The sequence below is a fragment of the Acinetobacter sp. LipI_15 genome (genome assembly GCF_058242865.1).
Genome location: NZ_JBZAYN010000001.1, coordinates 2329493 through 2344884, shown reverse-complemented (window position 1 = coordinate 2344884; position 15392 = coordinate 2329493). Strand labels below are relative to the sequence as shown.

Below are 15392 nucleotides of genomic sequence, written 5' to 3'. Positions count from 1 at the left end.
GCGTCAATTTTTATTGTCGGAATTGAAAAAGCCTTCGGTTTGAAGGCTTAAAAGAAGAGGGCATTAAATCAATAACGGCAAATCAACAACGGCCTTTTTTAGCCTGTCCGGGCGGGCAAAAGTCGCCATGGCGATCTGGGTAATTATAAGGATAGTGATTACGATCTGGGTCGACCACGATACTGCCTTCACGAGTGTGAACGGCACAAGCACTCAACACGCAGGTCAACAGCAAACTTGAGAACATCAGGACTATTTTCATTGGAATTTTCCTTTTTTATTCTGTGTCATTTCAGTTTAAATCAGGGCAAGGGGAGATAGCGTTTCAATCTGCTGTGAAATTGTATAGCTCGATATTCAAAGTGCGGTGCTGTAAATGTGGGAAATTGGCTAAAGAAAAAAATTAAAGGACATTTCGATTTAACGCAGCACAATAAAAAAGCCTAAACTGAAACGGTTTAGGCTGTCATTTTACTGGTTAAATCAGACTGATTTTTTAGACTTAACGTTAGAAAGGAACGTTTAATAACTGACTTAAGAAATGCGGAATAAGCTTCGGTTCAAGAATAATCGTCATGATTACACCATACGCTGCGCCCCAAAGGTGTGCGCTGTGGTTAATGTTGCTGTTGCCACGTTTACCTGACCAGATACTGTAAGCCACATACAGCACGGCAAAAATAATCGCAGGAACAGGAATAAAGAATACAAAAATCAGTTTCCACGGCTCAAACAAGATATAAGCAAAGAGTACTGCAGATACTGCCCCAGAAGCCCCTAAACTTGCCCAATGGGTATCATGCTTATGTTTTAAATAACTCGGAATAATCGCAGCGATCAAACCGCCTAAATAAAACAATACAAAGCCCATGTCGAAGAAATATTGGCGATAAAAACTTTCAATCACGCTACCAAAGAAAAATAAGGTAATCATGTTGAACAATAGGTGCGCGCCATCTGCATGAATAAAACCATGGCTAATAAATCGATCATATTCGCCACGACTGAGGGCTGGCGGCCAAAATAACAAACGATTCATCACTTTCTGATTTGAAAATGCAATCAGTGAAATCACCACCGTAATCAGGATAATGGTCACGGTGTGGTTAAAGGGTAGGCCCAACATATATGACTATTCTACTTGTTAAAATTTATGCTCAATAATGCCATTAAATCTGCCTAAAGCGTGAACTTTCAGAATAATTCCGACAATTTTAGTTGATTTTTTTCTAATGCCCCGCATCTTAAGTTAAAATAGCGACTTCAGCTTGAGGAAATATTGTAATGTCGACTGAGAACAACAGCACAGCAGTTGCTGAAGAAATTCCAAACCTATTGATCACTCCAAATGCCCAAGAGTATTTGAAAGATCTTTTGGATAAACAAAATACACCGGGCATTGGTGTACGTGTTTTTGTGGAAAATCCGGGTACGCCACGTGCTGAATGTTGTATGGCTTACAGTGCACCAGAAGAAGTTGTGCCTACAGACTATAAACAAGACTATCCAGATTTCCCTGCATTTATTGATACCCCATCAATTCCATATCTTTTGGATGCGGTGATTGACTATAACAAAGACCGTTTTGGTGGTCAGTTAACTTTCCGTGCACCAAACTCTAAAGTGCCCCGTGTGGGTCCTGATGCCTCTGTAGAAGAGCGTATCACTTATGTTCTACAGTCAGAAATTAACCCTGGCCTTGCAGGTCATGGTGGTAACTGTGCACTGGTAGAAGTGGTTGAAGATGCAGAACATGGTTTAACTGCAGTGCTTAAATTCGGTGGTGGTTGTCAAGGTTGTTCTTCAATCGATTTAACCTTGAAACAAGGTGTTGAAACAACATTGAAGCAGCATGTACCTGAGTTAATGCGTGTTGTTGACCAAACGGATCACAGTAATACTGAAGGTGCTTATTTCAAATAAGTTCAGTATTTTTATAAAAAGCCGCAACCTTGCGGCTTTTTTATTGTCTAAATCAAAAAAACGAAGATTTTTAGATATTTCTAGGGTTTTTACATCAAAATGATAAGCGATATCACAAATATAAATGAGAATGATTATTAAAATTAATTGCAATATTGTTTGTGGTGGTTACAATGTGCAACACATTATTCTAGATTTCTCCATAAATACGTTTATTTGGAAGCACTCAATGACCAAACAACTATTAAAATCAACGCTTACACTTTCAGTTCTTAGCGCAATGGTAAGCCTCAGCCATGCGAATGAAGCAGCAGAAGCAGTCGATGAATCTGCAGTTAAAATGGAAACTATTGTTGTTACTGCAGCAGAACAAGTTAAACAATCATTAGGTGCTTCAAAAATTACGGCAGAAGATTTAGAAAAAATGCCGGTTGTGAATGATATTTCAGAGTATGTGCGCCGTATGCCGGGTGTGAATTTGACTGGTAACAGTGCCACAGGCCAACGTGGTAATAACCGTCAGATTGATATCCGTGGTATGGGGCCTGAAAACACGTTGATCTTAATTGATGGCAAGCCAGTAAATTCGAGAAACTCAGTACGTTATGGCTGGCGCGGTGAGCGTGATACACGTGGTGATTCGAACTGGGTACCTGCAGATGCTATTGAATCAATTGAAGTGCTGCGTGGTCCAGCTGCAGCGCGTTATGGTTCAGGTGCGATGGGTGGTGTGGTCAATATTAAAACCAAGAAAGTGACCAACGACGTGCATGGCTCTGTGGAGGTTTTTACCAATCAGCCTGAAGATGCTAAAGAGGGCGCAAGTCACCGTGAAAGCTTTAACTTAAGCGGCCCAATTCTCAAAGATGTCCTTTCATATCGTTTCTACGGTAGTTATAACAAAACCGATTCAGATGCTGCGGATATTAATGCTTTAATGAACAATGGCGCGCGTATGGCGGGTCGAGAAGGCGTAGAGAATAAAGATATTGCTGGGCGCTTGGCTTGGCAGTTGAATGATCAACAAGTCTTGATGTTTGATGCAAGTGTTGGCCGCCAAGGCAACCGTTTTGCAGGCGACAGTCAAAACAGTGTATTTGATCCAGCCGATCCAAACAAAGCACCAATTTTATCGGCTTTAATCGGTGAAGAAACCAATACCATTTATCGTGATAGTTTTGCATTAACTCATGAAGGTACGTGGGGTTGGGGTGATAGTAAACTCATTGCGCAATATGACAAAACTAAAAATAAACGCCTACCTGAAGGGACAGGCGGTAGTACTGAGGGACAAATTAATAATCTCGAGAATAAACAAACGTCACATCTAGAAACCATTCGTTTTAATGCAGAAGCCAATCTACCGTTCCAATGGTATGTCCCACAAGTATTAACTTTAGGCACTGAGTGGGTCGAAGATGACTTTACCGATACGGTTAATACACAAGCTGGCGCAGGCGGTTTTGGTGATGCGCTGACTTCAGGTGACCGTTCACAAATGGATTCACGGATTGCGTCGGCCTATATTGAAAATAATATGAATTTGGGCGAAAGCACCGATGTTGTTTTGGCACTGCGTTATGATAATCATAGTAAATCGGGAGATAGCTGGAGTCCAAGTCTCAATATTACGCAAAAACTTGGTGACTATTGGACACTAAAAGGTGGTGTAGCTAAGGCGTATAAAGCACCCAATATGTACCAAAATGCGGAAGGTTATCTGTTAAGCACTCGCGGTAATGGCTGTCCAATTGGGCTGAGCCAATGTTTATTACAAGGTAATGGTGATCTCAAACCTGAAACTTCAGTGAATAAAGAATTAGGTGTACAGTTTGAAAAAGACATCGTAAATGCAAGCTTTGCATGGTTCCGTAATGATTATAAAAATAAGATCGTTGCAGGGGATACACGTCTAGAAGAACTAGAAGTAAATGGAACAACATATAATGTACTGCGTTGGATGAATACGCCAGAAGCCTTGGTGGAAGGTGTTGAAGGAAGTATTTCTTTGGACTGGGGTGATATCACGTGGACCAATAACGTCACCTATATGATCAACTCTGAAGATAAACGTACTGGCAATCCACTTTCAGTGATTCCAAATTACACCATAAACTCTATTTTGAACTACAACATCACGGATCGATTAGACAGTAACTTTGTCTATACCCAATATGGTCGTCAAAAACCACGTCAATATGCAGAAACTAGTCTTGAAAGCAAAAATGGCTTGGCGATGGATAGCGTGAAAAGTTATGGCATTGCAGGCATTAACTTTGGTTATAAATTTAATGCGGACTTGAGTGCTCGTATCGGTGTGAATAACCTATTTGATGAGCAAAAACTGCGTGATAAAACGGTCAACCAAACATATAACGAGCCGGGTCGAGCTTACTATGCAAGTTTGAAATACCAATTCTAAGTATTTCCAAAAGAAAAGCCGCTTCACGCGGCTTTTTTTATGTTGGGATATTTAAAATTTTCAGTGCTTCACTTGAGTAGTAGAATTGTTCTAAATAGAGACGTGAACGCTCACGCAAATAACCCGACTCAATCATTTGTTGAACGATAGGATTGAGTAAGTTTTGAAGTTCATGCTGAATCAGTGCTTCATCAATATTTAAATCACGTAGCAATAAATCAAAAGGGCGTTCTGCATTGCGCACGTACCAAGCGTATACGCCATCATGCACTTGCTGTTTCATATACTCAGACTGTCGCATAAAGTCCCAAATTTCATGACCCATGGCAACTGTTTGCGGCAAGTCCTGAACTTCAACATAGTTCTTTAATACTGAAACTGGCAGCGCTTTAATTTTATGCCACAAATTGGCTTGAAAATGGTACAGCTTATGATCATCAAAGTGCTGATTTAACACGGTTTCACTCATTTGACTGAGCTTTAAAATATTCTTTTGTAAGTATTTGCTGACTGCATTATCTAAATTGGTATCAGTGACATTTTCCAGTACCGATTTCCCCATTTTCATAAATCGTGAAACACCGGGGACAGATTTCGCAATAACTGAGTTGTCTAAATAATCTTGTATCGCATGTTGAATCAACTGACTGATCATGGCTGAAAATGCAGGATTGTTGACCATGGTATGAATTAAACGTTGACGATGTCCCTGTTTACTCGCCACATACTGTGCAATTTTATCAATGGTCAACACAGGAATGATTTCGGCAATCGTGGTGCTGTCATTTGCAGGATGAATCAGTGCAAATTTGATATGTTCAGCAATTTGCTCAATCAGAAATTGACTTGCAGGGGTATTTAAAATTTGTTTCTGCAACAAGGCATTGATTTGATCAAAACTCCAAATCTGCTGCAAAGATTGTTTACGAAACCATTGATAAAAATGGGTGAATTCAGTGGCTACGATATCATTGTGTGAAAAGCTCTGATCTAAAAAGTTCAGTTGAGCGTCAATCAACTGCTCAATCATCGGGTTTTTCTGCATACTTTCCCTGAAGTCCCAGTGATGGGGATCTAAAAATGGCGAATGCTCAGTTTAACTGAATCAGTTTATCTACCAAAGGGTTTTTAAACTTTTGACTTTTCGCAAGGAAAGGCAAGTAATGGTCTGCAACTTGTTGTTCGGCTTCTAAGATTGGCATATGACCGACGTTATTTAAAATCACTGGGGTTTCCGCACGTTTCAGTAAAGACTTGAGTTCGCTAGCCACTTCAACATTAAAGATTTTATCTTGTTTGCCCCAAAGGATCAGGGTTGGTGCTTCCACCGTTCGTGTTAATCGTGCAAAAGTTTCAGGGGTGTAGATTCGATTGAGTGTGACGACTTGATCGATCATTTTACTGGTGAAGGGCGCACGCGCAATTAAGATATTTTCCTGCGCTTCTTTAAGCTGTGTTGGAACATTGGGCGGATTTTGCATGAGTTTATGCATAACATCATCTAAATCCCCCGGTTTTGAAACGATTAAATTTTTAAGTTTATACGGGTCACGGGTATAACTGGTATTGGCTTGTTTATAAATGCCCGCGCTGTTGAGTAAAAATAAGCTTTGGGTGTCAAAAGGATATTGAGAGGCATATACCGTGGCAATGGAACCACCCAATGAGTGACCTGCAACATTTAGTTTATCTTCAATATCTATTTTAAGGACAAACTGGCGTAGTTGTTCCGTGACATTCGGCACTGAGACATCAAAATCGACAGGGACATGGGTATCGCCATTGGCCGGAAGGTCAGGGATGATCACGTGATAGTTCGGTGTTAAATAATGCGCAACACGATTCCAATTATCACGTGTGCCGCCTAAACCATGAATGAGCAAGATGGTCGGTTTAGAGCGTTGACCGCCTTCGCTATAACTCCAATTCACATTGCCGACTTGAACACTGTGTGTGACTAAACCTGCCGCTTTACGCTCTTGGCTCAAATAATTTTGCACGATAGAGGGTACGGCAAAGTTTTTGCTGATGGGAGACGGATTTGCAGCCAAAGTGTTGTTGGCAGTAAACGTCATACAGCAAATTGTTGCTAGCTTGAAAAAGCCAAAAACGCGTAAATGATGTCCTTTCATTGACGTTTACCCCAGTTAAATCGAATCGATATATTTTTTAGATCATTTATATGACTATTATCAGAATGGGCTGAAATAGCGAAAGCGTATATTTATGAAATATATTGTAAATTAAAAATGACCTTTGTCATCCATTGCTTTTTTGACGTGGTTAAACTTGCGTTTTAATAATGTGAACCATTACAGAAAAAATATTTTTTTTTGATGAATGTAGACTAGCATTTTCTATCAAGTAGCATCGTCTTAGAAAAAATTCATAGCAATTGTTTTTGCAAGTGACAATCGATTCGACTGGGATTAAAATATTGCAACTTCGGATAAGGGTAATTAGAACATGCTAACAGCAGCAGAAGCTTTAGATCGTTTAAAAAAAGGGAATCAACGTTTTGTAGACGGTGAAACGAATCACCCAAAGCTTTTGACGCATCAACAACGTGCTGAAATGGCCGAAAGCCAAGAACCTTTTGCGATTATTTTAGGGTGTTCAGACTCACGTGTTCCTGCTGAAATGGTATTTGACCAAGGCTTAGGCGATTTATTCGTGATTCGTGTTGCAGGTAATATTGTGGCACCGTCTCAAGTCGGTAGCGTGGAATTTGCAGCAGAAAGCTTCGGTTGTCCTGTTGTAATTGTATTGGGCCATACACACTGTGGCGCGATTCATTCTACGATTGAAGCTTTAACTAACCCTGCGACACCACCATCAGCTAACTTGATGTCGATTGTGAATCGCGTTCGTCCATCTGTAGAAATACTCATGCAAACTGAATTGAAAGATGATCTTGAAAAACTTTCAATGCATGCAGTACGTTCAAACGTTTTTGCATCAGTAAATCAACTTCGTCATGGTTCAGCAGTCCTCGAAAACTTAATTGCGCAAGGCAAATTAAAAGTGGTGGGCGCTGAGTATTCACTCGAAACGGGTGAAGTGAGCTTCTACGATTTCTAAGCAAACTACAGTAAAGACAAGATTTAAAAAAAGGCGCTCACATGAAGCGCCTTTTTTAATGAATCGATTTTCACCAACTAAATTTATAAACTTGCTTTGATCAATGGATAAGCATTGTTCAGCAAAATTGTTTGCGCTTTGGCATTCGGGTGAATCTGATCTTGTTGCATTAAGTTTTTATGTCCCGCAACCCCTTGCATAAAGAAAGGCAATAATTTGACTTTGTACTGTTTGCTCAGCACTTGATAGTTATTTTCAAAAGCTTGGCTATATGCCTTGCCATAATTCGGTGGAATTTTCATTCCAAATAAAATGACTTTCGATTTGGCCTGTTGGCTTTTTTGAATCAGCTGCGCTAAGTTTTTTTGAATTTGTGCAGGGGGCTGTCCGCGTAAACCATCATTACCACCTAATTCAATCACCACAAGGTCTGGACGATGAGTTTGCAACAGTTTAGGCAGTCGTGCCAAAGCTCCACTGGTGGTTTCACCGCTGACACTTGCATTGACCACTTTATGTTGTTTCGGATACTGTTGGTCTAGACGTTTTTGTAATAAGTGGACCCAACCTTGCTGCACTGAAACACCGTAACCTGCACTTAAGCTATCGCCCAAAATCATAATGGTTTTGGCAGAGAGCAGCATCGGGCAGAACATCAGTGCAATAGCCAGCAAGTAACTCAATAGACGATTATTTTGAATGCGATTTTGCATATAGGGAAGATATGACCCAACTCACGACAGATGTTGACATCATGCCACAGGCGATTATTTCTGCACAGCAATTGACACAAAAGATACAACTTCCACAAAAACAGTTATCGATCTTTGAACAACTCGATCTTGAAATATTTGCAGGGGAACAAGTTGCGATTACCGGTCGTTCTGGTTCAGGTAAATCCACCTTGTTGGGGATTTTGGCGACCTTAGATCAGGCCAGTTCGGGACAATTACGGGTCTGTGGTCAGGACATTCATCTATTAAATGAAGAACAGCGTGCTCAAGTTCGTTTGGCCCATATTGGTTTTGTCTTTCAGTCTTTCCAGTTGTTGCCACATTTAACGGCATTGGAAAATGTCATGCTGCCGCTACGGCTACAAGCAAATTTTCAGGTCAAAGCCGCCGAAGAAAAAGCATTAAAACTGTTAGCAAAGGTTGGATTAGAACGTCAAGCGCAACAAGCTCCCAAAGTTTTATCGGGTGGTGAGCAGCAACGGGTTGCGATTGCCCGTGCTTTGGTGAGTGAACCCGATCTGATCTTTGCAGATGAACCGACAGGTAATTTAGACAGTGCAACGGCACAGGAAATTGAACAACTGTTATTTCAGTTAAATCGTGAAATGGGAACCACTTTGGTATTGGTGACGCATGATGCCGATTTGGCCCGTCAATGTCAGCGCCACTTTGAATTGGTCAATGGTCAATTGATTGAGCATCGAACAGGAGATGCTGCATGAATCTTTTGGCACTGTTTCGACCACTCTTACAGCTGAGTTTTAAAACCACGGGTGTGTATTTATTATTGATCGCACTGACCTTGGCGATCAGTGCCACCACTGCTTTAAAGTTTAGCAATGTACAAATTCAAAATGCAGTAGCGCTACAAGCTGCTGAAATGTTGGCAGCAGATTTGGTGCTGACAGCCAATGAACCAATTCCACAAGAGTGGAAACAACAAGCCAAAGCACTGCAATTAAAACAATCCAATGTCACGCTATTTAGCAGTATGGCGCACACCGATCAGCAATTTGTCATGGTCAATGTCAAGGCCGTTGATGCCGCATTTCCATTACGAGGTGAACTCGAAACAGAACCGAAACTAAACCGTTCCATACAAGCAGGTGAGGTCTGGTTAAGTCCTCGTGCCATGGATTTGTTGGGTGTTAAGGTTGGAGATCAGATCAATATTGCTGATGCTGCTTTTCAAGTCAGTGCCAAAATCATTCATGATACCAATCAAGAGCTTGGCTTCAGTGGTTTTTCACCGACAGTTATGATTGCGCAGTCTGAGGTGGCGAGAACCAATGCCATTCAAGTCGGGAGTCGGATTGAATATCGCCTGTTAATGGCAGGAGATGCACAAAATACCCAGCGCTTTGAAAAACTGTATAAGCAGAAATTTGGCGATCAAACAGAAAGTAGTGCTGCCAATTCAGATCAAGCGCAGGTTCAGGATGCGGCTCAAAGCAGTTTGAAATTGAGAAATGCCAGTGAAGGCAATACTCGCTTGATGAAGCCGATTGCAAACCTAGAAACGTTTTTACAACTGGCGAATATTTTAACCATTCTACTTTGTGGTATCGCCATCGCATTAACCAGTCAGCGCTATGTCCAACAAAATCAGGATGCCATTGCACTGATGCGCTGTATTGGGTCGACCAAACAGCAAATATTAAGTGCTTATTTGGCTTTACTGTTGGTTGTACTCGGGCTTTCAATCCTGTTTGGAAGTTTGATTGGTCTGGGATTGGGCTATGGCTTATTGCAACTGATGCTACAGCTGATTCCAAATTTACAATTAGAGTTTTCAGCTCTTTCCATGCTGCTTGGCCCGCTTCCCATTGCAATATTTACCAGTGCAATCGTGCTATTAGGGTTTGTTCTTCCAAGTCTTTGGCAATTATTAGGGACTCCGCCTGCACGAGTGATACGACAACAAGAGCGTTCTGTACGTTCCATGCTTTGGATGCTCAGTTTCGGCACACTCAGTTTGGTGGTGTTTTGTGTGGTTTTAACTGAAAATTTACAACTCACCCTGTGGCTGATTTGCGCAATCATCTTCCTGTGTATCGGCTTATATATGATGGTCTGGCTCAGTTTAAAGGCCTTGAAAAGTTGGGGGACGAAAATCTCAGCGTATATACGCACACCGTATCAAACGGCATTTCAAATTACCGCATTAGCATTGGGTCTAAGTCTGATTACGGTTTTAGCGGTATTACGTACAGATTTGCTGGAACGTTGGCAACAACAATTACCACAAGGGACACCTAACCAATTTGTCTATGGATTACCGCCATTTGAGTTGCAGGATTTTAATCAACAACTCAAGCTGCATGGTTGGCAAGGGACGCCGATGTACCCAAATATTCGTGGGCGTTTAGTTGCCAAAAATGATCTCCCTTTTTCGGATGCCTTAATTAAAAGCAATAATTCATTACGCCGTGAATTAAATCTTACGCAGGCTGCAACTTTTCCAAAAGATAATCAAATCATCGCGGGTAGTCAGCAGTTTCAACAGGTTAACGAAGTATCGGTAGAGGTGAAAACCGCACAAGAACTGGGTATTCAAATTGGAGATCGACTGAGTTTTAGCCTTCCTGAAGGGATTTTACAAGCCAAGGTAATTAACCTTCGCAGTGTAGAGTGGGAAAGCTTTAGTCCAAACTTCTTCTTTATTTTTTCTCCCCAAACTATGGATGAAAATGCAGGCAGTTATTTGGGGAGTTTCTATGTTCCACCGCAAGATAAAAGTCAGTTAATTGATCTGATTCAGCAGTTTTCGAATACCGTGTTTATTGATGTTAGTCTAATTTTGGATGAGATCAAACGCATCGTCAGTGTATTGGTTCAGATTATTACTATCTTGGCGCTATTGGTCAGTATTTCAGGCATTTTGGTCTTGATCGCATGTTTGAACTTATTTATGGATGAACGCAAAAAAGAAGTGGCATTACTGCGTTCCTTTGGCAGTTCCAAGCAAAAGCTAAAGTCGATGCTCAGTTTGGAAGTTGGTTTGATGGGGCTAATTTCAGGTGTCGTGGCGTGTATTTTTGCCGAAGTAATCAGTGCGATTGTCAGTTATAAAATGGAACTGGTCATCCAACTACATGCAGAAATTTGGTTGATCCTCCCATTGGTAATGACCTTAGTCTGTACATTGATCGGACGTTATCGCTTAAGTTATCTTTGCGACATCCCACCCTTAGAAAGTTTGCGTGAACTAAATAGTTAAGCGTGGAGAAGGTTAACGGTTGAGCTAATTAAAAGTGGAGCAAGAACCTAGTGCGTAGTTTGGATTTAGACAAGATTTGACGTGTTTTCAACATGTCTGTGTTGATAGCCACTGGGTTCATTCCACTATTTAATGTGCTGTGAGCGATTGCTTCATCAGCAGGATAAAGTGTTCCCAAAGCGGTAAAATCGGTTGGATTAATTGTTGGCAATGCAGATAAAACAGATAGCATCCGACAGTTGCGGCGATTAGACCGATGATTTGAATGATTAGGGATTGATGTAATTTTTGTCCCACATACCAAATGAAAGCCAAGGCAGCGCCCATCAACATGCCGCCAATATGCGCGGCATTATTAATCCCACTAATCATAAAGCCCATCGCGAGGTTAATTCCCATCACCATTAATAAGGTTTTTTTATCCAGATAAAATTGCTGTTTAGGTAACATAGGGAGCAGCGAAATAATCGTCAGCGCGGCACCCAGTCCCATCACTGCTCCCGATGCACCTGCACCAATACTTGGGAAAAGCTGCTGATTGGCTGCACCTTCGGCCAATAAAGCATAGCTGTCTTGAATGGTTAAATACCCACTCAATAAACTTCCCATCAGTCCGGCTAAAACATACAGACCGAGGAAGTAGAAACGACCTAACATTTGCTCGGCAACACTGCCAAAAATATACAAAGCCCACATATTCAACATCAGGTGAATCAGGCCAAAATGAAAAAACATACTGCTGAATAAGCGGATGGGTTCCTCTAAAAAGGTTAAAGGTGCATAATCAGCACCCCAACGCAAAGCATCCAGTGTGTCGGGTTGGCTAACGTTCATTCCATGCAACACTTGCCAGCCAAAGAGTCCAACATTGATGGTAATTAAGAGTACCGTGATCCACCACAGTTGGATTTGCAGCTTACGGGTTGATACAGCAGGAGGGCTGAGTTCAGACATGCTATTCTTGTACTGTGTCAAAATATTTAAAAATAAGCTTAACATGAAAAAACAGAATTTCTGGAGTAACACACTGACATGAAAGCCTTTATTGTTCGTACATTGTTAATTCTTGTCAGTCTTGTGCTTTTGGTGCAGCTTTGGATCTTTGGTAGTCTAGTGTGGTGGCGTACGCATCCTGTGGAATCCACGATGATGATGCGTTTAGATTATTGGTCTGAGCCATCGAAACCGATTAAACACGAATGGCGTGATTACGACCAAATCAGTGATTATGTCAAACATGCTGTTGTTGCCGCGGAAGATGGCAAGTTTTTACAACACAAAGGTTTTGATTGGGAAGGCATGCAAAATGCTTTAGAACGCAATAAAGATAAAGGCAAAGTAGTTGCAGGTGGGTCTACCATTTCGCAGCAATTGGCAAAAAACTTATTTTTATATAATAAGCGTTCATTTATCCGAAAAGGGCAGGAAGCCGTTGCAACATGGATGATGGAACGTATGTGGACGAAGCAACGCATTTTAGAGGTATATCTCAACTCGGTTGAGTTTGGGGACAATATCTATGGCGTAGAAGCTGCAACACAGCACTATTTTGGTAAAAGTTCACGGAGTTTGAGCCGAGAGCAAGCGGCATTTATTGCGGCTATTTTACCTAATCCAAAATATTATGATGAAAATCGACAAGATCGTAAGCTGAATTATCGTAAACGTATGATCCAAAAATATATGCGTTATAGCCATATCCCAGATTAAGAATGATCTAAACACTTGTCAAATGGCATGGCAGCGATTTGAATTACAACAAAAAGCTCATCTTTATGGGCTTTTTTTATGAAATTGTCACAAATTTGAAGCATACTAAACTGAGTACAGCACACATTTTTTAATATGGGTTTGAAATGAATACCGCAGCTGAAGTCGCGCAAGTACCAACTGAATATACTTATAATGATCGTTATATCAATCGAGAGTTATCGATTCTCGACTTTCATCTGCGTGTGCTCGAACAAGCGGTTGATCCGATACATCCATTACTTGAACGCATGAATTTCTTGCTGATCTTTTCACGTAACTTAGACGAATTTTTTGAGATTCGTGTTGCGGGAATGATGGAGCAACTAGACTTAGGCAATGAAAGCCGCAGTCCAGATGGCTTAACACCAAAACAAGTATTAGATGAAATTTCTGCGACAGCGCATGCGGCAATTGAGCGCCAGTATCGTATTTTAAATCAAGAAATTTTACCCAAATTGCGTGAAGAAGACATTTGCTTCTTGCGTCGTGGTGAGTTAACCCCTGCACAGTCGGCATGGGTAAAAAAATATTTCCAAGAACAGGTTGCTCCAGTCTTAACGCCAATTAGCTTAGATCCGGCACATCCATTCCCACGCTTAGTGAATAAGTCGCTGAACTTTATTGTGACTCTAGAGGGGAAGGATGCGTTTGGTCGTCAGATTGACTTAGCCGTTGTACCTGCACCACGTTCGCTGCCACGTGTCGTTCGACTCCCTGATGAGTTAACCGGTGGCAAAGAGCATCATGTGATGCTATCGGCAATTATTCATGAACATGTCTCTGATTTGTTCCCCGGCATGACGGCGACGGGTTGCTACCAATTTCGCGTGACGCGTAATGCCGATTTGGCTTTAAATGAAGATGTTGAAGATTTGGCTAAAGCCCTCAAAGGTGAGTTGAATTCACGTCGTTTTGGTCGCGCCGTTCGCTTGGAAGTGACAGAAAATTGTCCGCAGCATATTTATGAATATTTGCTTGATGAGTTCGATTTAGAAGAAGAGCAACTCTATAAAGTAGATGGACCAGTTAACCTTGCACGTTTACTGTCAAACTTTAAACGTCCACATCTACGTTATGACGCGCATATTCCTGTTATACCGAAAGTACTCAAAAAATCTGAAAACATTTTTAGTGCGATGCAAAAGCAAGATATTTTGCTGCACCATCCCTTTGAATCATTCGCACCTGTAATTAACCTACTGCGTGAAGCTGCACGTGATCCACAAGTTTTGGCCATTAAACAAACGCTTTATCGAAGTGGCGCAGATTCGGAGATTGTGCAAGTTTTAGCGGAAGCAGCACGTAATGGTAAAGAAGTCACCGCTGTAATTGAGCTTCGAGCACGATTTGATGAAGAATCAAATATTGCTGTAGCCAATGTATTACAAGAAGCGGGCGCAGTGGTGGTGTATGGCATCGTGGGTTATAAGACCCATGCCAAAATGATTTTGGTGGTACGCCGTGAAAATAATAAATTGGTGCGTTATGTGCATTTAGGTACGGGTAACTATCATGCGGGCAATGCGCGCATCTACACCGATTATGGCCTGTTAACCACTGATAAAGAACTCTGTGAGGATGTACATCGCATTTTCCAAGAGCTGACTGGTATGGGCAAAATGGCGAAGTTGAAAAAACTGCTGCATGCGCCATTTACCTTACATGCTCAACTGATCAATTATATTGATAATGAAATTGCCAATGCAAAAGCAGGTAAGCCTGCGCAAATCATTGTCAAGGTCAATGCATTAACTGAAGTCCAGTTGATCAATAAACTGTATGAAGCTTCACAAGCGGGTGTGCAGATTGATTTAATTATTCGTTCTATTTGTTGTTTACGTCCAGGTTTACCGGGGCTGTCTGAAAATATTCGTGTACGTTCTATTGTTGGCCGTTTCTTAGAACATACCCGAGTATATTATTTCAGTAATAATGGCGATGCACGGATTTACTGTTCAAGTGCAGACTGGATGGATCGTAATTTATTTAATCGTGTGGAAGCCTGTTTCCCAATTGAAGATCCAGCCTTGAAAAAGCGTATTTATCAATTAGGTTTAGTGAATTATCTAAAAGATAATCAGCAAGCTTGGTTGCTCCAAAGTGATGGGCGTTGGATTCGTACCCATGTCCAAGAGGGCGAGGAAGCACATAATTCACAGCATGTGCTTTTAGACGCATTTAAATAAATGTGTTGAACAAAAATAAAGGGAGCAATGCTCCCTTTATTTTTTTTAAATTTTCTAGATTGTTTTTGAATCGT

At 41.2% G+C, this 15392-nt stretch carries 13 protein-coding genes; 7 read left to right on the top strand and 6 right to left on the bottom strand.

Going from position 1 to position 15392, the window contains the following annotated elements:
* Positions 1 to 82 precede the first annotated feature (82 nt).
* The gene (locus AC4CU0_RS11165) at positions 83 to 262 is read right to left on the bottom strand and encodes a hypothetical protein (protein WP_180005268.1); all 180 of its coding nucleotides are present in this window, start codon (positions 260 to 262) and stop codon (positions 83 to 85) included.
* Positions 263 to 508: 246 nt separating this feature from the next.
* The gene (locus AC4CU0_RS11160; protein WP_111884441.1) at positions 509 to 1126 is read right to left on the bottom strand and encodes a rhomboid family intramembrane serine protease; all 618 of its coding nucleotides are present in this window, start codon (positions 1124 to 1126) and stop codon (positions 509 to 511) included.
* A 158-nt stretch (positions 1127 to 1284) separates the two neighbouring features.
* Here AC4CU0_RS11160 and nfuA point away from each other — a divergent pair, with 158 nt between their 5' ends.
* Positions 1285 to 1923: a Fe-S biogenesis protein NfuA gene (gene nfuA / locus AC4CU0_RS11155; RefSeq protein WP_078189947.1), complete on the top strand. Its 639-nt coding sequence runs from the start codon at positions 1285 to 1287 to the stop codon at positions 1921 to 1923.
* Positions 1924 to 2152: 229 nt separating this feature from the next.
* A complete protein-coding gene (locus AC4CU0_RS11150) occupies positions 2153 to 4345 on the top strand; it encodes a TonB-dependent siderophore receptor (protein WP_490743150.1) in 2193 nt (730 codons plus the stop codon).
* A gap of 37 nt (positions 4346 to 4382) precedes the next feature.
* On the opposite strand, the gene AC4CU0_RS11145 is transcribed toward AC4CU0_RS11150, so the two are convergent.
* The gene (locus AC4CU0_RS11145; RefSeq protein WP_490743149.1) at positions 4383 to 5390 is read right to left on the bottom strand and encodes a hypothetical protein; all 1008 of its coding nucleotides are present in this window, start codon (positions 5388 to 5390) and stop codon (positions 4383 to 4385) included.
* 46 nt (positions 5391 to 5436) lie between these two features.
* Positions 5437 to 6420, bottom strand: a complete 984-nt coding sequence (locus tag AC4CU0_RS11140) for an alpha/beta fold hydrolase (RefSeq protein ID WP_490743148.1) — start codon at positions 6418 to 6420, stop codon at positions 5437 to 5439.
* 391 nt (positions 6421 to 6811) lie between these two features.
* On the opposite strand from AC4CU0_RS11140, the gene AC4CU0_RS11135 reads away from it, so the two are divergent.
* Positions 6812 to 7426: a carbonic anhydrase gene (locus AC4CU0_RS11135; protein WP_111884438.1), complete on the top strand. Its 615-nt coding sequence runs from the start codon at positions 6812 to 6814 to the stop codon at positions 7424 to 7426.
* An 83-nt stretch (positions 7427 to 7509) separates the two neighbouring features.
* Here the strand turns inward: AC4CU0_RS11135 and AC4CU0_RS11130 are convergent, their stop codons facing one another.
* The gene (locus AC4CU0_RS11130) at positions 7510 to 8139 is read right to left on the bottom strand and encodes an arylesterase (protein ID WP_180133809.1); all 630 of its coding nucleotides are present in this window, start codon (positions 8137 to 8139) and stop codon (positions 7510 to 7512) included.
* 11 nt (positions 8140 to 8150) lie between these two features.
* Between AC4CU0_RS11130 and AC4CU0_RS11125 the strand changes: the two genes are divergently transcribed.
* Both AC4CU0_RS11125 and AC4CU0_RS11120 read left to right on the top strand, forming a co-directional pair.
* A complete protein-coding gene (locus AC4CU0_RS11125) occupies positions 8151 to 8882 on the top strand; it encodes an ABC transporter ATP-binding protein (RefSeq protein ID WP_180122197.1) in 732 nt (243 codons plus the stop codon).
* Complete coding sequence (locus AC4CU0_RS11120; RefSeq protein ID WP_490743147.1) at positions 8879 to 11380, top strand: ABC transporter permease; 2502 nt, start codon at positions 8879 to 8881, stop codon at positions 11378 to 11380. The genes AC4CU0_RS11125 and AC4CU0_RS11120 overlap by 4 nt, the downstream gene beginning before the upstream one ends.
* A gap of 129 nt (positions 11381 to 11509) precedes the next feature.
* On the opposite strand, the gene AC4CU0_RS11115 is transcribed toward AC4CU0_RS11120, so the two are convergent.
* Positions 11510 to 12334 (bottom strand): rhomboid family intramembrane serine protease, encoded by an 825-nt coding sequence (locus AC4CU0_RS11115; protein WP_490743146.1) that lies wholly within the window; start codon positions 12332 to 12334, stop codon positions 11510 to 11512.
* 78 nt (positions 12335 to 12412) lie between these two features.
* Here AC4CU0_RS11115 and mtgA point away from each other — a divergent pair, with 78 nt between their 5' ends.
* Positions 12413 to 13090, top strand: coding sequence for a monofunctional biosynthetic peptidoglycan transglycosylase (mtgA, locus tag AC4CU0_RS11110; RefSeq protein ID WP_078193019.1), 678 nt, complete (start codon positions 12413 to 12415; stop codon positions 13088 to 13090).
* A 146-nt stretch (positions 13091 to 13236) separates the two neighbouring features.
* Complete coding sequence (gene ppk1 / locus AC4CU0_RS11105) at positions 13237 to 15318, top strand: polyphosphate kinase 1 (protein ID WP_078189935.1); 2082 nt, start codon at positions 13237 to 13239, stop codon at positions 15316 to 15318.
* Positions 15319 to 15392: the final 74 nt, after the last annotated feature.